The sequence below is a fragment of the Profundibacter amoris genome (assembly GCF_003544895.1).
Lineage (GTDB): Bacteria > Pseudomonadota > Alphaproteobacteria > Rhodobacterales > Rhodobacteraceae > Profundibacter > Profundibacter amoris.
In genome coordinates this window covers 2279609-2301900 of record NZ_CP032125.1, presented here as the reverse complement: position 1 = coordinate 2301900, position 22292 = coordinate 2279609, and the positions used below count along the sequence as shown (strand labels likewise).

Annotated in this window: 18 protein-coding genes and 1 pseudogene; 4 read left to right on the top strand and 15 right to left on the bottom strand. The window is 55.9% G+C overall.

Annotated elements, in window-relative coordinates:
- Positions 1–23 precede the first annotated feature (23 nt).
- From BAR1_RS11475 to folD, 3 genes are all read left to right on the top strand, one after another.
- Positions 24–623 carry an MOSC domain-containing protein gene (locus tag BAR1_RS11475; RefSeq protein ID WP_118944454.1) on the top strand — a complete coding sequence of 200 codons (600 nt, stop codon included), beginning with the start codon at positions 24–26 and terminating at the stop codon, positions 621–623.
- Between the two features lie 118 nt (positions 624–741).
- Entirely contained in the window at positions 742–2418 is a 1677-nt protein-coding gene (locus BAR1_RS11470) for a formate--tetrahydrofolate ligase (protein ID WP_118943141.1), read from the top strand.
- 81 nt (positions 2419–2499) lie between these two features.
- Positions 2500–3402: a bifunctional methylenetetrahydrofolate dehydrogenase/methenyltetrahydrofolate cyclohydrolase FolD gene (gene folD, locus BAR1_RS11465; protein ID WP_118944453.1), complete on the top strand. Its 903-nt coding sequence runs from the start codon at positions 2500–2502 to the stop codon at positions 3400–3402.
- A 193-nt stretch (positions 3403–3595) separates the two neighbouring features.
- Here folD and BAR1_RS11460 read toward each other — a convergent pair whose 3' ends face one another.
- Together BAR1_RS11460 and BAR1_RS11455 are read right to left on the bottom strand one after the other, a co-directional pair.
- Complete coding sequence (locus BAR1_RS11460; RefSeq protein ID WP_118943140.1) at positions 3596–4390, bottom strand: crotonase/enoyl-CoA hydratase family protein; 795 nt, start codon at positions 4388–4390, stop codon at positions 3596–3598.
- Positions 4390–5700: a P-loop NTPase family protein gene (locus BAR1_RS11455; protein WP_118943139.1), complete on the bottom strand. Its 1311-nt coding sequence runs from the start codon at positions 5698–5700 to the stop codon at positions 4390–4392. Before BAR1_RS11455 ends, BAR1_RS11460 begins: the two co-directional genes overlap by 1 nt.
- A 177-nt stretch (positions 5701–5877) precedes the next feature.
- Here BAR1_RS11455 and BAR1_RS11450 point away from each other — a divergent pair, with 177 nt between their 5' ends.
- On the top strand, positions 5878–7503 hold the full coding sequence (locus BAR1_RS11450) for a hypothetical protein (protein ID WP_118943138.1): 1626 nt from the start codon (positions 5878–5880) through the stop codon (positions 7501–7503).
- An 18-nt stretch (positions 7504–7521) separates the two neighbouring features.
- Here BAR1_RS11450 and BAR1_RS11445 read toward each other — a convergent pair whose 3' ends face one another.
- The 13 genes and pseudogenes from BAR1_RS11445 to phnX form a co-directional block, all read right to left on the bottom strand.
- Complete coding sequence (locus tag BAR1_RS11445) at positions 7522–7992, bottom strand: A24 family peptidase (protein WP_228408543.1); 471 nt, start codon at positions 7990–7992, stop codon at positions 7522–7524.
- Positions 7993–8021: 29 nt separating this feature from the next.
- A complete protein-coding gene (locus BAR1_RS11440; RefSeq protein WP_118943136.1) occupies positions 8022–8879 on the bottom strand; it encodes a tetratricopeptide repeat protein in 858 nt (285 codons plus the stop codon).
- A 35-nt stretch (positions 8880–8914) separates the two neighbouring features.
- Complete coding sequence (locus BAR1_RS11435) at positions 8915–9484, bottom strand: tetratricopeptide repeat protein (protein ID WP_118943135.1); 570 nt, start codon at positions 9482–9484, stop codon at positions 8915–8917.
- 4 nt (positions 9485–9488) lie between these two features.
- Positions 9489–10469: a type II secretion system F family protein gene (locus tag BAR1_RS11430; RefSeq protein ID WP_118943134.1), complete on the bottom strand. Its 981-nt coding sequence runs from the start codon at positions 10467–10469 to the stop codon at positions 9489–9491.
- An 11-nt stretch (positions 10470–10480) separates the two neighbouring features.
- The gene (locus tag BAR1_RS11425) at positions 10481–11449 is read right to left on the bottom strand and encodes a type II secretion system F family protein (protein WP_118943133.1); all 969 of its coding nucleotides are present in this window, start codon (positions 11447–11449) and stop codon (positions 10481–10483) included.
- A gap of 6 nt (positions 11450–11455) precedes the next feature.
- Positions 11456–12883, bottom strand: a complete 1428-nt coding sequence (locus tag BAR1_RS11420) for a CpaF family protein (RefSeq protein WP_118943132.1) — start codon at positions 12881–12883, stop codon at positions 11456–11458.
- A 20-nt stretch (positions 12884–12903) separates the two neighbouring features.
- Complete coding sequence (locus BAR1_RS11415) at positions 12904–14154, bottom strand: AAA family ATPase (RefSeq protein ID WP_118943131.1); 1251 nt, start codon at positions 14152–14154, stop codon at positions 12904–12906.
- A 405-nt stretch (positions 14155–14559) separates the two neighbouring features.
- Entirely contained in the window at positions 14560–15228 is a 669-nt protein-coding gene (locus BAR1_RS11410) for an OmpA family protein (protein WP_407681513.1), read from the bottom strand.
- 4 nt (positions 15229–15232) lie between these two features.
- A pseudogene (locus BAR1_RS11405) lies at positions 15233–16645 on the bottom strand (type II and III secretion system protein family protein).
- Between the two features lie 280 nt (positions 16646–16925).
- Positions 16926–18935 carry a putative 2-aminoethylphosphonate ABC transporter permease subunit gene (locus BAR1_RS11400; RefSeq protein ID WP_118943130.1) on the bottom strand — a complete coding sequence of 670 codons (2010 nt, stop codon included), beginning with the start codon at positions 18933–18935 and terminating at the stop codon, positions 16926–16928.
- Positions 18936–18939: 4 nt separating this feature from the next.
- The gene (locus BAR1_RS11395) at positions 18940–20037 is read right to left on the bottom strand and encodes a putative 2-aminoethylphosphonate ABC transporter ATP-binding protein (RefSeq protein WP_162891766.1); all 1098 of its coding nucleotides are present in this window, start codon (positions 20035–20037) and stop codon (positions 18940–18942) included.
- Positions 20038–20116: 79 nt separating this feature from the next.
- On the bottom strand, positions 20117–21136 hold the full coding sequence (locus BAR1_RS11390; RefSeq protein WP_118944450.1) for a putative 2-aminoethylphosphonate ABC transporter substrate-binding protein: 1020 nt from the start codon (positions 21134–21136) through the stop codon (positions 20117–20119).
- Positions 21137–21414: 278 nt separating this feature from the next.
- Positions 21415–22263 (bottom strand): phosphonoacetaldehyde hydrolase, encoded by an 849-nt coding sequence (gene phnX / locus BAR1_RS11385; RefSeq protein WP_118943129.1) that lies wholly within the window; start codon positions 22261–22263, stop codon positions 21415–21417.
- Positions 22264–22292: the final 29 nt, after the last annotated feature.

Sequence of the window (22292 nt, the reverse complement as noted above, 5' to 3'; positions counted from 1 at the left end):
TTTTTGTTTGTGACGGGGGGATCATGCCTGCACTGAAGTCAACGAATTTCAAAGGCCGGATTGTCTGGCTGGGGCTGAATGCCAACCGCAAGGATACTCTGCGCAGTGTTCCCGTGCCGGTAATGGAACTGACCCTTGCCGGATGTGCAGGCGAAAGCCATGCGGGTCTGACGCGTCCTTCTTGTGCCCGTGTGGTTGGTCAATACCCGCGCGGCACCGAAATTCGCAATACACGCCAGCTTAGCATTATGTCTGCCGAAGAACTGGCCCGGATCGCGGCCAAGATGGGTATCGAGGCGGTTGATCCCGCATGGCTCGGGCTGTCGATGGTGGTCGAGGGTATCCCCGATTTCACCCAGATCCCGCCTTCATCGCGTCTGCAGGTTGGGGACGGGGCAACGCTAACGGTGGACATGGAAAACCGCCCCTGCAACCTGCCCGCCCCCGTGATCGACGCGGAATCACCTGGTATGGGTCGGGCGTTCAAACAGGCGGCCAAAGGATTGCGCGGCGTCACAGCCTGGGTCGAGCGCGCAGGATTATTGCGCGTCGGGGACAAGATTATTCTACATATTCCGGACCAGCCTGTCTGGCCACATCTGTCCCGCGCACGCCAACAATAACATGATTTAAAACGACGAATCCGACGGTGAAAATGTCGGATTTACCCTGTTAGCTGATTGCGACTCTTGTAAGGTCAGGGAAATAACCTGACGTGATTTGCCAAAGGAATCCCACAAGATGAGCTTTAAAACCGACATTGAGATCGCCCGTGAAGCGAAGAAGAAGCCGATTCAGGAAATCGGCGAGAAGCTGGGCATTCCGACCGAGCATCTGCTGCCCTACGGTCACGACAAAGCCAAAGTCAGTCAGGAATTCATCGAAAGCATCAAGAACAATCGCAAAGGCAAGCTGATCCTTGTCACCGCGATCAACCCGACTCCGGCGGGCGAGGGCAAGACCACCACCACGGTGGGTCTGGCCGACGGGATGAACCGGATCGGCAAAAAGGCGGCGATCTGTATTCGCGAGGCGTCCTTGGGTCCGTGTTTTGGCATGAAGGGTGGGGCCGCTGGCGGGGGCTATGCCCAAGTGGTGCCGATGGAGGAAATGAACCTGCATTTCACCGGCGATTTCCACGCCATTACCTCGGCGCACAACCTGCTCAGCGCGATGATCGACAACCACATCTACTGGGGTAACGAACTGGGCATAGACGAGCGCCGCGTGACCTGGAAGCGGGTGCTGGACATGAACGACCGCGCCCTGCGCGACACGGTGACCTCGCTTGGCGGCGTGGCCAACGGCTTTCCGCGCCAGACTGGTTTTGACATCACGGTGGCGTCCGAAGTGATGGCCATCCTGTGCCTGTCGAACAACCTTGAGGATTTGCAGGAACGTCTGGGCAATATCATCGTCGCCTACACCCGCAAGCGCGAGCCGATTTACTGTCGCGACATCAAGGCCGATGGCGCCATGACGGTGCTGCTGAAGGACGCGATGCAGCCCAACCTGGTGCAAACGCTGGAAAACAATCCGGCCTTTGTGCATGGCGGACCCTTCGCCAATATCGCGCATGGTTGCAACAGCGTGATCGCCACCAACACCGCCCTGCGGCTGGCCGATTATGTGGTGACCGAGGCCGGTTTCGGCGCCGATCTGGGGGCCGAGAAATTCATGAACATCAAGTGTCGAAAGGCGAACCTGTCGCCGGATGTGGTGGTGATCGTGGCCACGGTGCGGGCGATGAAAATGAACGGCGGTGTGGCCCGCAAGGATCTGGGGCCGGAGAATGTGCAGGCGGTGATCGACGGTTGCCCGAACCTTGGCCGTCACATCGGCAATATGAAATCCTTCGGTGTGCCGGTGGTGGTGGCGATCAACCATTTCGTCACCGATACCGATGCGGAAATCCAGGCGGTGCAGGAATATGTGGCCTCGCAAGGGTCCGAAGCAATCCTGTCGCGCCACTGGGAACTGGGCGGCGAGGGGGCCGAACATCTGGCCGAACGGGTGGTGGAAATTGCCGACAGCGGCATTTCGCAGTTCGCACCGCTTTATGTTGACGACCTGCCTTTGTTCGAAAAGATCGAGCGCATCGCCCATTCGATCTATCGCGCGTCCGAAGTGATCGCCGACAAAAAGGTCCGCGACCAGCTGCGCGCATGGGAAGAGGCGGGATATGGCCATCTGCCGATCTGCATGGCCAAAACGCAGTATTCGTTTTCCACCGACCCGAACCTGCGCGGTGCCCCGACCGGCCACACCATCCCGATCCGCGAAGTGCGCCTGTCAGCGGGTGCCGGATTTATCGTTGTGGTTTGCGGTGACATCATGACCATGCCCGGCCTGCCCAGCCGCCCGGCCGCCGAAGGCATCGGCTTGAATGACGATGGCGAAGTCGAGGGGCTGTTCTAGGCGAAAAATGCCTGTATGAATTGACTATGAAACACACATGGCTTGCCTATGGCAGGTCGGCAGGGGAACGAGGCCAGAAAAATGACAGCGGAAATTATCGACGGCAAGGCTTTTGCGGCCAGGGTGCGGGAAAAGGTGGCAGTGCATGTGGCACGGCTGAAGGATGATCACGGTATCACGCCGGGGTTGGCGGTGGTGCTGGTGGGCGAGGATCCGGCATCGCAGGTCTATGTGCGCTCCAAGGGGAAGATGACCGTCGAGGTCGGGATGAATTCCTATGAGCACAAGCTGGGCGCCGACACCTCCGAGGCCGATTTGCTGGCGCTGATCGACAGCCTGAACAATGACCCCGCGGTGCACGGTATTCTGGTGCAACTGCCGCTGCCCGACCATCTGAACGAAGACCTTGTGATCAATGCGATTGATCCGGCCAAGGATGTGGACGGGTTTTGCATTGCCAATGTGGGCCGTCTGGCCACGGGGCAGAAAAGCATGGTGCCTTGCACGCCGCTGGGGTGTCTGATGATGCTGCGGGATCATCATGGATCATTGTCCGGTCTGGATGCGGTTGTGATTGGCCGCAGTAACATCGTTGGCAAACCGATGGCGCAATTGCTGTTGGGCGATAGTTGCACGGTGACAATCGCCCATTCCCGCACCAAGGATCTGCCCGATGTGGTGCGCCGCGCCGATATTGTTGTGGCCGCCGTGGGACGGGCGCAAATGGTGCCCGGGGACTGGATCAAAAAGGGTGCAACCGTAATTGATGTGGGGATCAACCGGATCGATGCACCGGAAAAGGGCGAGGGCAAAACGCGGCTGGTGGGGGATGTTGATTTCGCCAGCGCGGTGGAAGTTGCAGGGGCGATCACGCCGGTGCCCGGCGGTGTGGGGCCAATGACGATTGCCTGTCTGCTGGCCAACACCGTGACAGCCTGTTCGCGGGCGAACGGGTTGGAAGAGCCTGAAGAGTTGACGGTTTAGATTCTAACAGAATACGCGCTGCGACCCGAACGAAGTAAAGAGGACAGCGTCCGAACCTGGGTGGGCGCCAGAACGGTTTATTGGCTTGAAGTGGTGAACTAATTCTGACGGTTATGATGTCGGAAGCGTTGCAAAAGCGCCCTCCCGTGGGGAGGGTCGGGCGCTGTCCGGCTTCGCCGTCTGGAATGATGGTTTAGTCTTTGAACTTTGGCGCGCGTTTCTCGAAACCTGCCATCAATGCCTCGATCTGGTTCGGGCTGCCGATCAGGCGTCCCTGGGCGGCGGATTCCAGTAACAGCACCTCGGACTCATCCGCATATTCGCAGGCACGGATCATCGCCTTGGCCTCGCGCACAGCGTCGGGGCTGCGCCCCGCGATTTCTTCGGCCAGCACCTGTGCCCGTTCCAGCGGATCCTCCGCCAGTTCGGTGACAAAGCCCCAGTCCAGCGCCTGCGCGGCGTCAAACACTTCGGCGGTATAGGTCAGCCGACGGATTACATCGCCGCGCGCCAGACGCCGCATCAGAACCATGCCACCCATATCCGGCACCAGCCCCCATTTGCCTTCCATGATGGAAAACTGTGTGTCGGGGGCGGCCACGCGGATATCGGCTCCCAGCATGATCTGGAACGCGCCGCCAAAGGCATAGCCATGCAGCGCGGCAATAACCGGCATCGGCAGATCGGCCCAGACCATTGCGGCGCGCTGGAACAGGTTGGAGGTGCCATGTGTGCGGGTCATGATGCCGCCTGCCTTGGCGACCTCGGCCATCAGCATCTGGAAGGTGCCGGTATCCAGACCGGCCGAAAAGGCCGGCCCGTCGCCACACAGAACCACGGCGCGGATATCGCGCCGCTCCATCAAGGCTTCACCCGCCGCAACGATGGCGTTGATCATATCCAGATCCAGCGCGTTGCGCTTGTCGGCGCGGGTCAGGGTGACGGTGGCGATGCCACCGCTTTCCCCGATACGAACCCGATCAGACATTAGTGAATGATCTCTTCGTCTTTGACGAACATATTGGCCCAGGCCCGATCCAGCAGGTCGGGGCGCATCTGGTTCGGGATACCCTCGAATTCGCAAATCGCGATCATCTGGTCGATCAGGAAGATCGGCTGATAGTTCGCATAGACATTTTCGATGGTCGGGTATTTTTCCTTGAGCATATGCACCAGGGTTGCCTCGTCCAGCGGCAGCTTTTTCTTGCGGGCGACCATAGCAAAGATTTTCAGGAAGTCCTCTTGCGAGGGGCCGTCAATCTTGATTTTGAAGAAAATCCGGCGCAAAGCCGCGCGGTCAAAGATTTCGTTCGGGTGGAAGTTGGTCGAGAAGATAACCAGCGTGTCAAAGGGCACGGTGAATTTCTCGCCCGATTGCAGTGACAGAATATCTTTGCTTTCTTCCAGCGGAACAATCCAGCGGTTGATCAGGGCCTGTGGCGGTTCGGCCTGTCGGCCAAGGTCATCCACGATGAACACGCCGCCGGTGGATTTCAACTGCAACGGCGCCTGATAGGTGCGGGCGGTCGGGTTGTAGACCAGATCCAGCATGTCCAGTGTCAATTCACCACCGGTAATCACGGTCGGGCGTTCACAGCGCACATAACGGGTATCGAACCGGTTGCCTTTGCGGCGCAGGCTGTTGGGGTCGTCGGCTTCTTCTTCGACGGCGGTGTGGACGATCGGGTCATAGACCGTGATCACCTGACCGGCGTATTCGATCGCGCGCGGCACAAAGATTTTGTCCCCCAGCGCATCGCGGATCCCGTTCGAGATCGAGGATTTACCATTGCCCGGAGGGCCATACATCAGGATCGAGCGGCCCGAGCTGACCGCAGGCCCAAGATGGTCCAGCAGTTCATCGGGCAGGATCAGGTGGCCCATGGCACCGGTTAACTGCTCGCGGGTGATCTGGATATTGCGGATCGACTGGCGTTTGACCTGTTCGGCGTAAACATCCAGCGGCACCGGCATGGCGCCGTAATATTCGGATTGCGACAGGGCGTCCAGCGCGCGGGCCTTGCCGGCGTCGGTCAGCTGATACCCCATTTCACCGCCGGACCCGGCATGCAATGTCCCCGTGGCCTGAAGCAGTTTTTGTTCGCGCGCCAGATCGACCAGTTCCTGTGTGACTGGAATGGGCAGGCAGAGGGATTTGGACAGCTCGCTGACCTGTTCCTGATTTTGCCGGAACATCGTTTTCAGCAGGATGTCGCGCATCATTACCTGCGGAAGTTCCATTTCGCTCATGCGGCGCGGGGCGGGGGGCGCAATAACGCCGGAGGTTTCCATGTTCATTCGCTTACCTGTGCTCTGCGTTTTAAAGGACTGTTTAATAAAACAGCGTGTTATTTTTGTGGCGATTCTACCGCTGATCGGGTCAATGGACAATAAAAACTGCCCAAGTCTTGCACTTGCGGGCTAATTGCCGGTTATTGTGGCGGAAATGTATAGTAAAACCAATCGGGGGTAGGCATGAGCAGGCCAAATCCAGTCGTATTATTCGGATTTCTTGTATCAATTATTGTGGTTCTGGGCGGATTGGCCGTGCTGAAAGGCGGGTTGTTTATTGCCAAACACGAGGCAGACACCCTGCATCTGGTGCAAATCGTGTTCCGGATGAATATGGGGCAATGGCCACATCTGGATTTCATGACGCCTTTGGGCGCGCTGGCCTATGCGCCGATCGCGCTGTTCACATGGCTGGGGGCGGGTATAGGCCATGCCATCCTCTATGCCCAGATTGCAGTTGCGGCTGTGCTGCTGCCTGCGGCGTGGTGGGGCGGCGTCAGCCGGTTTTCCGGTTGGCTGGCCTATCTGTTCGGCGCATTGGTTATGATCCTTTGCGTGGCGATTGCCTTTGGCACAGAAGAGCAGACCATCTCGATTTCGATGCATTATAACCGCTGGGCCTGGGCCTTTTCCTTTGTAGCGATCGCGCTGGCTGTGGTGCCGCCAATGGGTCGGGAACGCCCGCTGGTCGACGGGGTGATTATCGGCTTGTGTCTGGCAGCACTGGCACTGATCAAAGTCACTTATTTTATCTCGTTTGCACCTGCAATTGCGCTGGCGCTGGCCTTTCGCAAGGATTGGGCGGCAATGGGCTGGGCGCTGGTTGCAGGGGCAGGGGTTGTTGTCATTGTTACCCTGTTTGCCGGTGTCGGGTTCTGGATAGCCTATGCGCAGGATCTGATCGAGGTGTCGCGTTCAAAAGTGCGCCCGCAGCCGGGTTTGACGATCAGTCGGGTGATCCTGTCGTCTGCCTATCTGGGGGCGACGGCAATGGCTATTCTGGGGGCAGTGCTGTATCGGCAATCCAAAGAGGATGCAGGCGGATATGCCCTGTTGGCGCTGTTGCCAGGGTTTTTCTATGTCACCTATCAAAACTACGGCAATGATCCGCAATGGCTGCCTTTGCTGGCCATTCTGTTCCTGGCATTGCGCCCGAAACAAGTGCGGTACAATCGTTGGGGATGGGATATCCGCAAGGGTATGGAAATTGCCGCGATTGCAACATTCGCTATGGCAGCGCCGTCCTATATCAACATGGCCTCAAGCCCGATCCGGCAGATGACATTCGATGCCGAGGGGTATGAACCCATCCTGATGACCGAAGGCGTTAACAGTGATTTGCGACTACCGCATGTGCGTGCCCGTCGGGTAGATGGCTGGGTGTCGCTGGCCAGCGAGGGGGCGGGTCTGGACGCGATGGAAGAGGGGGCAGATCGCAAGGAACTGGGCAGCTTGTCCGGTCAGCCGCTTCCGTATTGCAAGCTGAAACTGGGTTTGCCGGGCTGGACCAAGACCATTGTTGATGATCTGGAGAACGCCGGGTTTGCAGGTGGCAACAGGATTTTTATTGCGGATATTTTTTCCAGCCATTGGTTGTATGGCGACCTGAAACCACTGATCAATGGCGCGCCCTGGTATTACGGTGGATTACCCGGGTTTGACAGTGCCGATTTTGTGCTGGTCCCGCAATGCCCTGCATCGCCCGAAGCCCGCAAACAGATACTGGATGATATTATGGCGCTTGAAGGGGTGACAGTGAAAGAAATACGACGCACCCCGCTTTATATCCTGATGGATATCAAGCGATAACAGATGCGCCGGATATTGCTATTGGCCGTATAGGATCCCGAGGACCAGATAGGCGATGAACGTTGCACTTATTGTGACGCCCATCGGGAAATCCTTGCGATCCCAGCTTTCCCATTCCGGGGCCAGATTGCGCACAAAGGATAGCATTCGTGCCAGCCGGTGGGTGAAATATGTCAGCAAGATCAGCGCGGCCAAAAGATAAGCCACCATGACCGCGTCTTCTCGCATGATAAAGGGGGCCATCGCTGCGGCGATTTTTGCATCCCCGGCCCCGACCATATTCAGATAGTTCAGGATAAATCCAATCACCAGAACAATCACGAAATGTGTCATGTGCCACAAGTATTGATCCAGCGGTAATGTGAAAAAGCCCAACACCAGATAAATTCCCAACATTGCCAATACGGCATTGTTGTAGATTTTCATGTATTTCAAATCGCTCCATGCCACCCATAGGGCTATGGGCAGGACAAAGGGAAGATACCACATTGCTGCGGTCGAAGAGAGAAAAACAGGCATTAGTTTGTCACATTGTTTTCCAGCGCATTCAGAGAACGCGCTGCGGCCTCGAAGTGCTGCGGGTGGGTGTCTATGGCTTCTTTCAACAGGCCTTTGCCGGTTGCAACGTCGCCTTGTTTGATTGCTGACAGGGCAAGGGTATACAGCAGCTGTGCCCGCTCTGTCTGGGTCATGGGAACAACCGGCAGGGTGTAATTGCGTTGCGCACCACGGGCCAGCGCTAGGTTGTTTTTGGCGGTAAAGCTGTTGCGATTGTAGGTCAGGGATTCATTGAACAGGCGCTCGGCCTCGCTGTAATCCCCACGGGTCAGTTTCGAATAGCCCCAGTTGTTCAGTGCATTGCCCGGATTGGTGGTCAGGCCCACGGCGATCTCGTAAAAACTGTCGGATTTCTTCCAGTCCTTGTTGCTGTCCGCCACCATCGCTTCCAGCCGGTAGCGTTTGTAGGTTTCGAATGTGGGGGGAACACTGTCCAGAACCGTTTTGGCTTTTTTCCAGTCGTTGGTCCGGATCAGGGAATCAGCCAGCTCTACGCGGTCTTCATTTGTGCTCTCGGGGTGTTGGACAATCTTGGCCCAGACAATCGAGGCTTCGCGTGGCTTTTTGGCGCGGACTAAAGATTTGGCAAGTCCGCGTTGCAGATCAATCCGGTCGGGATTTTCGGCGCTGGATTTGCGGAAATAGGCAACCGCCTCGTTCGGATCACCAACCGTCAGCATGATGCTGCTCAGGTTGCTTTCATCGATGACATTCAGGTCTTTCAGGGTGCGATTGACCTTGGCGTCGCTTTGCTTTTCACATGCTGACAGCGCTATTACGGCTGTGAGACACAGAGAGATAAGTTTAGTTTGGCGCATTTTTTGCGTCCTTTTTTTGACTGCTCGAACCTGACTTATGGTGTGGAAAGCAACAGAAAGCTTCCGTGGCCTCGCCGCACCAATGAGAAATTATCGTCGTTATCTGGGCCAGTATAACCAGTATCCTGTGATTTTGCGATAGCCAGACGCAAATTGTCGCGAATGGAGTCACTTTGGCCACTATCCAGCGCATATGCCGTGCGGAATACCTGACGTGCCTCGGCTGTTTTCCCGCGTTCCATCAGGACAACCCCCAGGTTGTTCCAGGCCGGAGGGAACTTTTGATCGGCTTTGACCGCCTTGCGCAGCATGGTTTCTGCCTGCCCCAACCGGCCAAGTTTCAGGTTCGCGGATCCAAGGGCGCTATAGACATCAGCGGTCATCCCTTGTTCGCCGGCCGCACGATAATAGGCTTTTAGCGCAAGTTCATATTCGCCAGCGGCCATCAACCGGTGGCCAACAAGCAGCCCGTCAACAGATTCACCGCGTTTGGGGTGACCGGTGGGGGCAAAGGGATTGTCGGTATTACGCTGAAAACCGCCAGCGGGATCGCAAGCGGTTAACAGGCTTAGCGCCAGAATGAACCCAACCCAGTTTTGTTTCATGCCCCTAGAAGTTCGCCCCTGCCAACATAACCGACATACCATAAACCGACGGGCCAATCAGAATGACCAGCAACGGCGGCAATGTCAGAAGCATTGTGGCAAGTGTCATTTTGGTTGGCAACTTGTTTGCGGCTTCTTCGGCCCGCATCACCCGTTTGTCGCGCATTTCGGCCGAAAAGACACGCAATGCGTCCGCAACCGAGGTCCCGAACGTCGCCGACTGGATCAAAACCGTCACAAACGAGGCCACATCGGTGACGCCAACACGTTCCGACATATCCCGCAAAACACTAACGCGGTCTTTACCGGCTTTCATTTCCTGCGACACCAGCGAGAATTCATCTGCGAGGGCAGGGAAGCCCGAGCGGATTTCCTCGGAAACGCGGATGATAGATTGGTCAAGCGATTGACCGGCTTCGACACAAACCAGCATCATGTCCAGCGCGTCGGGAAATCCGTTGATGATTTCTTCTTCCCGGGCCTGCTGACGACGGGAAACCCAATATTTTGGCGCCATATAGCCGATGACACCGGGGGCCAGAATGCTAAGGACCAGATTGGTTGTTGTCTGATCGTCTGTGGCCCCGATGGTCATGGCATATAAAGTCCCAAGTGCCAGGCCGCTAAGCCCAAGCAGGAATTGCACAAAGTGGAAGGTGCGCACAGCGGTCTTAGACGGGTATCCCGCTTGCAGCAGTTTCAGGCGAATGGCTGAATATTCCTCTTCGTTCTGGGGTTCCAGAAAGTTCGAGTATTTTTCCAGCTTGTTGCTGCCTTGCGCCTGACGCAACTGGTTCTTTTTGCCTTTGGATTTCTGGGCTGCGTTGGCTTTGCGCAGTTTATCCAGCGGATCTTCTTTCTGGTTCATCAGGACCGGAATGGTCAGAAGGATCAGAAACAGCCCAAGGATACCCACCGCCAATAGCGGTCCGAAGGGGCCGAACATGTCGGTCAGCGTTGTGTTGATACTATCAATAAAACCCATCTGCCTATCCCCTATACCTTAATGTTCACAAGCCAGCGCATGACAAAGATGTTCACAACCAGAAACACCCCGACAAACAGACAGGCCGGAATGAAATATGGGCTTTCCATCACTTCGTCATAGTAATCGGGCTGGGCCAGATTAACACCGATCAGCGCCAAGAACGGGAAGCCGGACAAGAAGTTGCCAGACCATTTGGCCTCGGCGGTGATGGCTTTGACGCGGCGGAACAGTTTAAAGCGCGAGCGGATCACCTTGGACAACCCGTGCAGAATTTCCGCAAGGTTACCACCGGATGTTTGTTGAATGGTCACGGCAACAGCCAGAAAGCGAAGATCCTGCATATCCAGTCGTTCGGCCATGTCTTTCAGGGCTTCACCAACATCGCGCCCGTAGGTTGCCTCATCGGCGATGACGCCCATTTCCGTTCCCAACGGGTCAGGAATTTCGTTTGAAACAATTGCCAAAGCCGAGGTGAAAGGGTGCCCGACGCGCAGGCTTCGGACCATTAGTTCAACGGCATCCGGCAGTTGCTCCTCGATCAGGGCCATGCGTTTCTTGGCCTTGTTGTTAACCCAGATAAAGACCGAGCTGATGCCCATAACAATTGAAATGGCAATGCGCACAGGGAAAGAAGTGCCCGTGCCGATCGTCAAGCCGACAAAGGCCAGCATACTAAGTCCGGCCATAAGAAGGATAAGCTGCAAGGGAGAAAACGCGATATTTGCTTTTTGCGCACGATTGGCCAGCAAGGAATAAAGCGGGATGGAATTGGATCTCAGGTGCTGCGCCATTTCCTTGCGTAACTGTTCCAGAACCTGTTCACGACCGGCGCCTTTTTCCAGCATGTCCAGCCGGCGGTTAACCTTGCTGTTCAGGCTGATCGATTTGCCGAATACTGTCAGGTAAATACCTTCGACCAGAAACAGAACGGCAATGAAGATCAGGCCGTAGACGATGAATTCTCCGTTAATCGACATTGTGTATTACTCCGCCACAAAAGGTTCGAACAAGGATGCAGGCAGATCATAGCCCCACATGCGGAAGCGTTCGGAATAGTGCGAGCGCACGCCGGTGGCTGTGAAATGGCCAAGGATCTTGTTTTCCGGGGTCAGGCCGACGCGCTGGAATTTGAACACTTCCTGCATCGAGATCACTTCGCCCTCCATCCCGGTGATTTCCGTAACCGATGTCATCCGGCGCGAGCCATCCTGCAAACGGCTGATCTGCACAATCAGGTTCACAGCCGAGGAAATCTGGCTGCGCACCGCTTTCAGCGGCATTTCGATGCCCGACATCGCGATCATGTTTTCCATCCGCGACACACCATCGCGCGCCGAGTTGGCGTGGATCGTGGTCATCGAGCCATCGTGGCCGGTGTTCATGGCCTGCAACATGTCGATCACTTCTTCGCCACGCGTTTCCCCCACGATAATCCGGTCAGGACGCATCCGCAGGGCGTTTTTCAGACAGTCGCGCGGTGAAACCTCGCCTTTGCCTTCAACATTTGGCGGGCGACTTTCCATCCGGCCCACATGGACCTGTTGCAATTGAAGTTCCGCCGTATCCTCGATTGTCAGGATACGTTCGGCGTTGTCGATAAAGGACGACAGCGCGTTCAGGGTGGTGGTTTTACCGGATCCGGTACCGCCGGAAACAACGATGTTAAGGCGGCAGGCCACGGCGGCCTGAAGGTAGGCAGCCATTTCTTCGGAAAAGGCCCCAAAGGCGACCAGATCATCAATGCCCAGTTTGTCCTTTTTAAACTTACGAATGGACACCAGCGAGCCATCAACCGCAATCGGCGGCACCATCGCGTTGAAACGCGAGCCATCGGCCAGACGGGCATCCACATAGGGATTGGATTCATCGACGCGCCGGCCCACGGCGGACACGATTTTGTCGATGATGCGCAGCAGGTGGCGTTCATCCTTGAAGGTGATGTCGCTTATCTCAAGTTTACCGTCGCGTTCCACGAAAATCTGGTTCGGGCCATTGATCAGAATATCGTTGACGGTCGGATCTTTCAGCAAAGGCTCGATCGGGCCAAGGCCCGTCACTTCGTCGAACAGTTGCTGATAAAGATGGGTGCGCTCGTCGCGGGTCAGCACCACGTTCATTTCTTCCAGCGCTTCGGAGGCGATGGCGGTGATTTCGTTGCGCAAATCTGATTCTGCCGCATTTTCCAATGCAGACAGGTTAAGGCTATCCAGCAATTCCTGATGCAATTGCAGACGGACTTCTGCCAAGCGCTCTTTGCGCTTCAGCTCTTTGTCGGGCACAGCGGCCGATGCGGGGGCCTTTGCGGCCTTGCGCAGCGAATGGGATGCATCATCAGGCTTGTTGGCAGCGGGCTTTGCGGCAACCGACTGGGAAGAGTCTTTGGACCCTGTTTTCTTGTAACGCGAGAACATTCTGTATTCCCTTTTCTACTTTACTGGCCAGCTTCGGCGGCTTCGTTAAGCTCGTGAATTGACATGGCAAGTTTGGTGAATTCTTTACGAACCGGGTTTTTTGCGGCGGTTTCGGCCATTGGCACCCCGTGGTCACCGGCTTGCACAACCACTTTGCCACCGTCTGGTATCTGGATTTCGATATCGATATCCAGGCTTTCGGCCAATCGCTTGACGCGGGATTTGCCGTTCAGATCGGTGAATTTCGGGGCCCGGTTCAGAACAAAGCGCAGTTTTTTGTAAGGCAGTTCTTCGGATTTCAGGGCGCGGATCAAACGCAGGGCATTCTGGGCGCTGCGCATATCCAGTTCCAGAGTTGCAAAGTAAACATGGGCCTTGCTTAAAACTGTTTCGGTCCAGGCGACAAGCGTGGAAGGCATGTCGATAACAACATAGTCAAAATTGGTGCGGGCCATTTCGATGATGCGAAGCACATCATCGGGTTCGATCAGATCCAGCGGCAGCATATCGGCCGGTGCGGTCAAGACATGCATCTTGTCGCCATAGGTCAACAGCGCGGCCATAAAGCTTTCGCTGTCCATCGACTCGGTGTTGGTCAGCAATTCATAAACTGTTTCGCGCCGCGGTAGATCCAGATAGGTCGAAACCGATCCGAATTGCAGGTCCAGATCAAGAAGACAAACGCGCGGGGCTTTCTTTTTGTCGATATTGGCCAGTTCCCAGGCCAGATTGACCGCAAGGGTCGAAGCACCTGTGCCACCAGCCAGACCATGAACGGGCAGAACAACACCGTCAAAATTGCCGGTGGCCTTTAGCGTATTGCGCATCTCGTCAGGGACACCGGCATCCGGGGCAACGGGCTCGGGTTGACGCAGCCGCTCGATGGCTTCGTGCAGTTCGCCGTCGGGCAAGGGGTAGGGGATGAAATCATTCGCCCCCAGCCGCAGCAACTGGTGCAGGGCGACAGGGCTGACTTCTTCGGCAATCAGGATGACTTTGACATTGTTGGCATTGGCCTGTGTGATCAGATCGCCGATCATATCCAGATCGTCTTCGTCCTGATCGTTGACGGCAATGGCAATGAACTCCAGAGATTTTGCATCCGGTTGCTCAAGGAAAACCGCTGCATCCTCGAATGTCAGGTCCCCCCAGTTTTCACCCAGTTCTGCTTCCATATCCTCGATCAACAGATCAAAATTCGATACGTCACGCGAAACTGTGCAGGCTACGATAGGTGCCGATTCTGGCTGTAGCTTCGCACTGTTTTCCATTGCCTCTTGTCCTCCTATTACGGACGAATGCGGATTATATAATTGATACCAGTAGGTTAACCCTATCCGGTACCGTGCCGCGATTGCCCTTTTGCGCGATTCGCATGCGCAATAATTGCTCCTATTTGCCGTGAAACTGACTTACAATATTGGCAACATTAGGGCTAAAAGGCCGTAATTGTTCGACAAACGGAATAATTGAAGTCCATATCACACATCACAAGAACATATTAGGTTTCATTGTTGATTTACAGATTTGCCGTCTGACGGCCGATTACAAGTCGCCTTGCACAACAATCCTACGAAATGCGGCCCATTCTGTTAAGGGATTATACGCAAGGTCGGCACAAAATGGCCGCCCGATTTAACCCGGACGGCCGTCTTAATATCAGGTGGATTTTGGATTTATCCGCCGCTGTTCCCTGCGGCATCACCAGTGTCCTTTGTCGTCGGGAACTCGGTCGCGCTCTCGACATACTCGCGGTAAACAACCTGGGCATATTTCCCGTCCAGGATCAGCGGGTTATTCTTCACAAAGCCGGAAACCTCGGTCACGGTGCGACGATTGCGCCGTTCCTGGCCCGTTGTCACAACAATTGGCCGTGTTTCGCCAAAGGATGCGACTGCCTCGAGCCGTTTGCGACTGATGCCCTGACGGACAAGGAAGTTCACAACAGCGCGTGCGCGGCGCAGGCCCAGACGTTTGTTATAGGCGTTGCTGCCGACCAGATCCGTGTGGCCATAGACCCGGAAGCGGACCTCGGGGAATTGGCGGATCCAGTTTGCCTGCTTCATCAACGCGGCCTGTGCTGTTGCATCCAGTTGTGCGCTGTTAAAAGCAAAGTTCACTGTCGAGGGGACCTCGGCTGCAAAGCGTTTGGTCAGGTTGACCGCGTAGTTCCGCTGCCCGGTCTGGACCAGCAAATTGTTCATTGTCGGGTTGCCAAAACCACCTTCGTCCAGTTCCGCGCCGGCTTCGGCAAAGAAAGATTCAGTGATCAGGGTTTCCTTGGAACAACCGGCCAAAGCGGCAACGCTTGCAACGGTCAGGATGATTTTCATGTTGGTTTTCATAGTCCTACTCCATCACATAGCCATAGGAGCCGGTGAAATCCTGCCGGGCAACTTCGCCGGCGGCGCCTGTCAGGCGTTTGCCTGCTACGCGACCATTCAGGAACAGCTCGTTTTCAGTCGGGATGCGAATGCGATCCGTTGGCAAGGCCAGCGCTTCGCCCCGGGTCGGGGTTACCAGATGCGGGGTGATGATGATCACCAATTCAGACTGGTTTCTTTGGTATTCCGTGCTGCGGAACAGGGCGCCCAGGATCGGGATGTCCCCCAACCATGGAACCTGCGAGTTGTTATCGCGGAAATCATCCTGAAGCAGCCCGGCAATGGCAAAACTGTCACCATCGCGCATTTCAACTGTTGTTTATGTTTCGCGTGTGCGGAAACCAACAGCTGTTAGATTGCCACCAACCGGTGCAGTTTGCGTCGGGTCAATCGAACTGACTGAAGCTTTCATCGAGATATTGATGATATCGCCATCGACCACCCGCGGGGTAAAGTTCAACTGAACACCAAAGGGTTTATACTGAATAGTGATGGTGCCGTTGTCCTGCGGTGCAGGAACAGGAATTTCCCCACCGGCAAGAAATGTTGCCTCTTGCCCGGATAGGGCAATCAGGTTTGGCTCGGCCAAGGTGCGTACAATCCCCTTGCTTTCAAGGGCTTCAAGCATGACGCTTAAACGCGTGCCCGAGAAAATGACACCGCCCGCTGCTGTCGTGCTCAGACCATAGGCCGTAACGATATTAGGCAGACCGGTTATAGGGTCGGGGGTCGGGGTTCCGACCAGACCACCGGAACCACCACCAAGATGGGTTTGTGATCCATCAAAGACCAAACCACCCGAAAGCTGCTTGCTGACCGAGCGGCTCATTTCAGCAAAACGGACCTTCAGCATAACTTGCTGTGTTCCGCCAACGCTCATCAGGTTGGAAATACGGTCAGGTGCATAGCGGCTGGCCAGATCAAGTGCGCGATCCAGTTTTGCAGCGCTGGATACGGTGCCGGACAGGACGATACCGTCATTGGCTGTGCGCACTTCAATCGGCTCGCCGGGCAGGATCTGCCGCAGGCGTTCCTTGAATTCGCGCATGTCAGGGGTGACCTGCACATCGACATTGGCGATCAGGCTGCCATCGGCGCCCAAAAGTGTCAGAGTGGTGCGTCCGGGCATTTTGCCCAGCACATATATATTACGGTCTGACAATGTCGAAATATCGGCGATCCCCGGGTTGGCGATGGATAGTTCGCCAAAAGGAACGTCGCTTTCAACAACCACGGCGCTGTTCATAGGTACATTCAATGCGCTGGATGTTGCCCCGCGCATTACGCGAAGGGTTTCAGCCCCAGCGGGTGCTGGAACTGTTGTAACAGTAACGGCAAAACCCAATAGGGCTGCCTGGATAAATTTATTCATTTTCATTGTGACCTGCCTCTCTGATCACTACTCGGTTACGGGTCTCTATTCGCCCAATTATCCGAGACAATGCAGTAACCTGATTTTTATTTCAAGAATCAAGTGGTTGATGGGGGTTGCTTATGTGTATAATCCGCAACACCACACCAATTCTTGGGGCGGCCGGTGGTTGGCCACCTATATACAGTAAGCATTATTCATCTGTATTGGGCCGCAAACCGGAAACGTGTCCATGTTGTTTAAATGCAATCACAGGGTGAATTCCCTACAGATCTTTGTCACGGACCTATCTGTTTTTCCACGCTTGCGTACGTTTCAACAGCCCCTTTGACAGGATCAGATGCAGGATTTTTGCCGCAGCCGTGGTGTAAAAGATCATCATCCCCATTGCCGCCGCCGGCGCAATATCGCCCGCGTCATCCATATTCAGCACCGCCACCGAGGCCAGCGTGGTTTTGGGCGAATACAGGAACACTACGGCTGACACCGTGGTCATCGCGTTGACGAACAGATAGATCGAGATATCCAGAATAGCAGGCAGGGACACCGGCACGGTGACCCGCGTGAACAGCTTCATGGTGGGCTGTTTCAGAGATGCGGAAACGGATTCAAACTCGCGGTCGATCTGTTTCAGGGCGGTTACCGCTGTCAGGTGCGATACGGTATAAAAGTGGGTGACGGTGCAGACCACAAGAATGGTCATGGTGCCGTAGATCACGTTCAGCGGGTTGTCGGGGTTGTTGAAAAAGAAAATATAGGCCAGCCCCAGCACCATGCCCGGAATGGCCATCGGCAGCATTGCGAACATCTGGAAGATTGACCGTCCGGTTTTGAAGCCGCTGGATTTTTCCACCAGATAGGCGCCGAAAAAGATTACCGATGTGCCAATGACCGCCGTCAACAGCCCCAGCCGGATCGAATTGAAATAGGATTTCCAGCCACCGCCGTCCATTTTGTCGAACTGGTAGTTGTTCAGGCTAAGCGACAGGTCATAGGGCCAGAACTTGATCAGCGCCGCATATTGGCAGATGGCAAGGATGCCGACGATGAACAGCGCCACCAATGTCGAGTAGGCGAAAAAGAAGTTGTCGGTCTTGCTGTTTGGCGTCGGCTGGTAGGGGACCGAGCGCGCCGATAGCTGGGCCACTTGTTTGCTTTGGACATAGCGATCAATACCAAAGGCGAAAATCGCCGGGATCACCAGCACCACGGATACCACCGCGCCCATCTCGAAATTCTGCTGGCCAATCACCTGTTTATAGATGTCCACCGCCAGCACGTTGAATTGCCCGCCGATCACCTTGGGCAGGCCGAAATCGGTGATCACCAGATTGAACACCACAAAGGCCGCCGAAATCAGCCCGTAGCGCGCCGCCGGAATGGTCACGGTCCAGAAGGTGCGCCACGGGCTGGCACGCAGGGATATGGCGGCCTCGTACAGGCGGCCGTCGGATATGGCCAGCGCGGTGGATATGATCAGGAAGGCATGCGGGAAGGTGAAAAAGACGGAACCGATGACGATGCCGATTGGCCCATAGATACTGGCCCCGAACAACAGTTCCCTCATGATCCCCTGATTGCCGAACAGATAGACCAGCGCGATGCCGGGCAGCAGGGAGGGCACCAGAATGGGGGCCATAGCAATCAGCCGGAACGCCCCCTTGAAGCGCATACACGACCGGTTCAGCGCATAGGCAAACCAGAAGGCAAGCGAGACTGTGATAACCGTGCTGATGGTGGCGATGAACAGGGAATTCTTGATCGAATTAAACAAGGCGGGGGTGGAGAAATAGTTGATAAAGTTGCTGACACCCGTGGCCTTGATGGGGCGCAGTTGCACGCGGCGAAAATCGTTGCTTGTAAGTTCCAGCCAGTCGGTGCCGGTATGCAGGGTTGATCCCACCAGAAACCGCCCATCCGCCGTGGTGTTGCGGATTTTATACATCACGGGGCTGCGGAAACTGAAATCGGGGAAGAATTTGGTCAGGGCAAGCCGCCCGTCGGATCCGGTGCTAAGGTCTTGCGCGGTATAGACACCATATTTTTCATTCAGCGCGGCCGGGGTGGTGATGTCGCCCGAGAATACACCGTTTTCGTCTGAAACCTGCAACTCGTAAGCCGCCAGATCAATCGTGTAGATCGAAAAGGATTTCGACAGCATCGCATATAACGGCAGCACCAGCGCGATTAACAGGTAGAGCGCGATTACGATCATGCCGCCGCGCATGATCAGGTCGTCCTTGCTTAGCTTGCCTTTGATCTTGGGGCCATCGGGCAGGGTGTCGGTGATGCTCATCGTGCTACGCCTCTGCCGGTGTGAAAACCATCAGGCGGCTGGCGGGCAGCTCAATCGAAATATCCCTGCCCTCGGCCAGATCCAGCCGCCGCACGGCGTTGATTGAAAAATCGGCAATCAGTTCATGTTCGCCGAATATTTCGTGCTGCAAACGGCACCGCCAGAAGGCGCCCAGAAATTCCATATCCCCCATCCGCACCGTCAGGGTGTTGGCCGCATCAGCGGGGGTGTCTTTGCCATGCGGAATGATGTCCTCGGGCCGGATGGCGGCGATAACACCGGCGCCTTTGACAAACGAATGGCTGCGGCTGGTCAGGGTGCGGCCGCCGATGGAAACACTGTCGGGGCTGGCGGCTGCGGCGGTGATCTGGTTCATCTCGCCAATGAAATCGGCGACAAACAGGCTGGCCGGTTCGCGGTAAATCTGGGTCGGGGTGCCGACCTGTTCAATCGTGCCCTGATCCATCACCACGATGCGGTCGGCCAGTGCCAGCGCCTCTTCCTGATCATGGGTGACCATCACGGTGGTGACGCCCAGTTTGCGTTGCAGATCCTTGATTTCGTGGCGCAGGTAGACCCGCACCTTGGCGTCCAGCGCCGACAGCGGTTCGTCCAGCAGCAACAGGCCCGGACTGGTGGCAATCGCACGCGCCAGCGCGATGCGCTGTTGCTGGCCGCCGGACAGTTGGGCGGGGTATTTGCTGCCTTGTTCAGGCAGACCGACCAGTTCCAGCAATTCGGCCACACGGGCGTTTATCTCGGGTTTGCTGCGGTTTGTATTTTCCAGACCGAAGGCGATGTTTTTTTCAATCGTCAGGTTGGGGAACAGCGCGTAGGACTGGAACACAATGCCGAAATCCCGCATAGACGGGGGCAGGTTCGACACGTCCTTGCCGTCCTGAATAACCGTGCCGCGTGTTTGCAGGTCAAGCCCTGCAATGGCGCGCAACAGGGTGGTTTTGCCACAGCCCGACGGGCCAAGGAAGCAGACAAGTTCGCCATCGTTGATATCCAGAGAGATGTCTTTCAAGGCCAGAAAATCGCCAAAGGCTTTCCACAGGTTTCGAATGCTCAGATAGACGTTGTCAGCCGGTTTTATCACGGGGCGGTCCTAGGGTAATATATTGGTATGTTTAGAAAAAAGCGAAGGGCCGCTGTGGCCCCTCGCAGTATTCAAGGCGCTATTTCGGGTCGGATTTACCGTCATAGCGTTTCTGCCATTCGGCCAGAATGGTGGCCCGGTTGTTGGCGGCCCATTCAAAATCATTGTCGATCATCGCGTCAACCAGACCTTCGGGGAAATATTCCACCGGTTTGGCCACGCCCGGGATGGCAACCACGGCATAGCCCTGATTATACATCTGCATCGCGTCCATCGAGACCGAGAAATCAACCAGCTTTTGCGCGGCTTCCTGATGTGCGGTTCCGGCGATGATCGCGGTTGCTTCCATCTCCCAGCCCACGCCTTCGCTTGGCACGATGATTTCCAGCGGCGCACCGGCGGCTTTGGATTTGGCCCCACGGAATGCAAAGGAAATACCGATCGGGATTTCACCGGCCGCGGCCAGTTTACACGGCTTGGAGCCGGAGTGTGTATAACGCGCGATATTTTCATGCAGCGCGTCCATATAGGCCCAGCCGCCGTCCTCGCCGAACATTTGCAGCCAGCTGGAAACGTCCAGAAAACCGGTGCCCGATGAATTGGGGTTCGGCATGATGATCTGGCCTGCATACTGCGGATCGGTCAGGTCTTTCCATGATGTTGGCGGGGTCAGGCCGGCCTTTTCGGCCTCGACCGTGTTGTAGCAAACGGCGGCGACCCAGGCATCCATGCCAACCCATGCGGGCGGGTTGTCGCTGTCCACGAATTTAGGGTCCAGTTTGTCCATGCCAGCGGGGGCATAGGGTTCCAGCATCCCTTCGGATTTCAGCAGCAGCAGCGATGTGCCAGCCAGCCCCCAGACCACGTCGGCCTGCGGATTGTCCTTTTCCGCCAGAAGTTTGGCGGTGATGATGCCGGTCGAATCGCGCACCCAGTTGATGGTGATATCGGGATAGGCTTTGTTGAAAGTTTCGGCGTAGCGCGGCAGATCCTCGGCCTCGACCGCTGTGTAAACGGTCAGTTCTTCGGCCAGTGCGGCAGTGGCTGTGCCCAGTGCCAGAATGGCAGTGGTGGCCAGCATTTTAATAGACTTTTCCATGATTTCTCCCAAGGATTGGTTTGCAACTGTTGGTTCAGCTTCAATTTTTATCATTGCGGGAAGGGAGTGATAACGAAGCCTGTAAACCGTAATAATGCTACGGTTTTGTGACGCTTCGCCCGAATTAATTCCCCCCGTCATCTCCGACTATAGCTTGGATTGCCGTTGCGGCAATCCCTTTGATGGGAAAAATTTACCAACTAGTCTATTTTACATCTGGGTAAAACCACGGCCAGCCACAACATATCTGCGGCTGGCCGGTTGTCTGTCTGTGCCGATTAAGGCTTTTCGCCGCGCGCCAGGCGGGCGTTGATATCGTTGATCACGGCGGGCAGGTCCACCAGTGAATCGATCACGTAATGCGCGCCGGATTCCAGCAGGATTTTACGCGTGTGGGCCATGCGCCGCTGGATTTCGGCCTCGGACAATGTTGCTTCTTCGTCCAGCGAATTGATGTTCATATAGTTGGAATAGCGCACCAGACCAACACCCCAGCACCCCGCGTTCAGGGCTTCGCCCACGCCGGAAACCGTGTCATCACATTTCACAACCGATTTGATTTCCGAGATATTCATCAGGTCCAGATTTTTCCACACCATATGCGGGGCAGGGCGGGCGCCGTTGATCACCTCGTCACCGGCAACAGTGGCGTCGGGGGTGAAGCCCTGTTTGATGCAATCCTCAAGCAACACATCCACCATGGAACGCACAAAGCCGGTCGAGGCGCCGATTTTCAGGCCCTGCTTTTGCAGATCGACCAGCACGTCCTTAACGCCGGGCAGGATGGTGGTGTATTTGCGCAGGCAATCCAGTTGTGCGGGCACGAAATCCTTGAACATCGCATCTACATCGGATTGGTCGGGATACTTGCCCTTGATCGACTTCCAGCGCTCGGCGATCACCGGATCCTCGGTCAGCATTTTGATGTGCAGATCCTTGCGCAGGCCCATCGGGCCGCGGGCCTCTTCCATCGAAATTTCGACGCCCTGATTTTTGAACACCTCGACGAACACCACCGCAGGGGCGATGACATAGGCGTCGGCAATGGTGCCGCTCCAGTCCAGCACCAGCGCCTGAACCTTGCCGCGATAGGTGCGGGAATATGTGTAGTTTCCGAATTGGCTCATTTTTCATGTTTCCTTATGATGAGTCAGTG

Coding starts and splice junctions, on each gene's coding strand:
- BAR1_RS11475 (WP_118944454.1), top strand. CDS start 24: ATGCCTGCACTGAAGTCAACGAATTTCAAAGGCCGGATTGTCTGGCTG.
- BAR1_RS11470 (WP_118943141.1), top strand. CDS start 742: ATGAGCTTTAAAACCGACATTGAGATCGCCCGTGAAGCGAAGAAGAAG.
- folD (WP_118944453.1), top strand. CDS start 2,500: ATGACAGCGGAAATTATCGACGGCAAGGCTTTTGCGGCCAGGGTGCGG.
- BAR1_RS11460 (WP_118943140.1), bottom strand. CDS start 4,390: ATGTCTGATCGGGTTCGTATCGGGGAAAGCGGTGGCATCGCCACCGTC.
- BAR1_RS11455 (WP_118943139.1), bottom strand. CDS start 5,700: ATGAACATGGAAACCTCCGGCGTTATTGCGCCCCCCGCCCCGCGCCGC.
- BAR1_RS11450 (WP_118943138.1), top strand. CDS start 5,878: ATGAGCAGGCCAAATCCAGTCGTATTATTCGGATTTCTTGTATCAATT.
- BAR1_RS11445 (WP_228408543.1), bottom strand. CDS start 7,992: ATGTGGTATCTTCCCTTTGTCCTGCCCATAGCCCTATGGGTGGCATGG.
- BAR1_RS11440 (WP_118943136.1), bottom strand. CDS start 8,879: ATGCGCCAAACTAAACTTATCTCTCTGTGTCTCACAGCCGTAATAGCG.
- BAR1_RS11435 (WP_118943135.1), bottom strand. CDS start 9,484: ATGAAACAAAACTGGGTTGGGTTCATTCTGGCGCTAAGCCTGTTAACC.
- BAR1_RS11430 (WP_118943134.1), bottom strand. CDS start 10,469: ATGGGTTTTATTGATAGTATCAACACAACGCTGACCGACATGTTCGGC.
- BAR1_RS11425 (WP_118943133.1), bottom strand. CDS start 11,449: ATGTCGATTAACGGAGAATTCATCGTCTACGGCCTGATCTTCATTGCC.
- BAR1_RS11420 (WP_118943132.1), bottom strand. CDS start 12,883: ATGTTCTCGCGTTACAAGAAAACAGGGTCCAAAGACTCTTCCCAGTCG.
- BAR1_RS11415 (WP_118943131.1), bottom strand. CDS start 14,154: ATGGAAAACAGTGCGAAGCTACAGCCAGAATCGGCACCTATCGTAGCC.
- BAR1_RS11410 (WP_407681513.1), bottom strand. CDS start 15,228: ATGAAAACCAACATGAAAATCATCCTGACCGTTGCAAGCGTTGCCGCT.
- BAR1_RS11400 (WP_118943130.1), bottom strand. CDS start 18,935: ATGAGCATCACCGACACCCTGCCCGATGGCCCCAAGATCAAAGGCAAG.
- BAR1_RS11390 (WP_118944450.1), bottom strand. CDS start 21,136: ATGGAAAAGTCTATTAAAATGCTGGCCACCACTGCCATTCTGGCACTG.
- phnX (WP_118943129.1), bottom strand. CDS start 22,263: ATGAGCCAATTCGGAAACTACACATATTCCCGCACCTATCGCGGCAAG.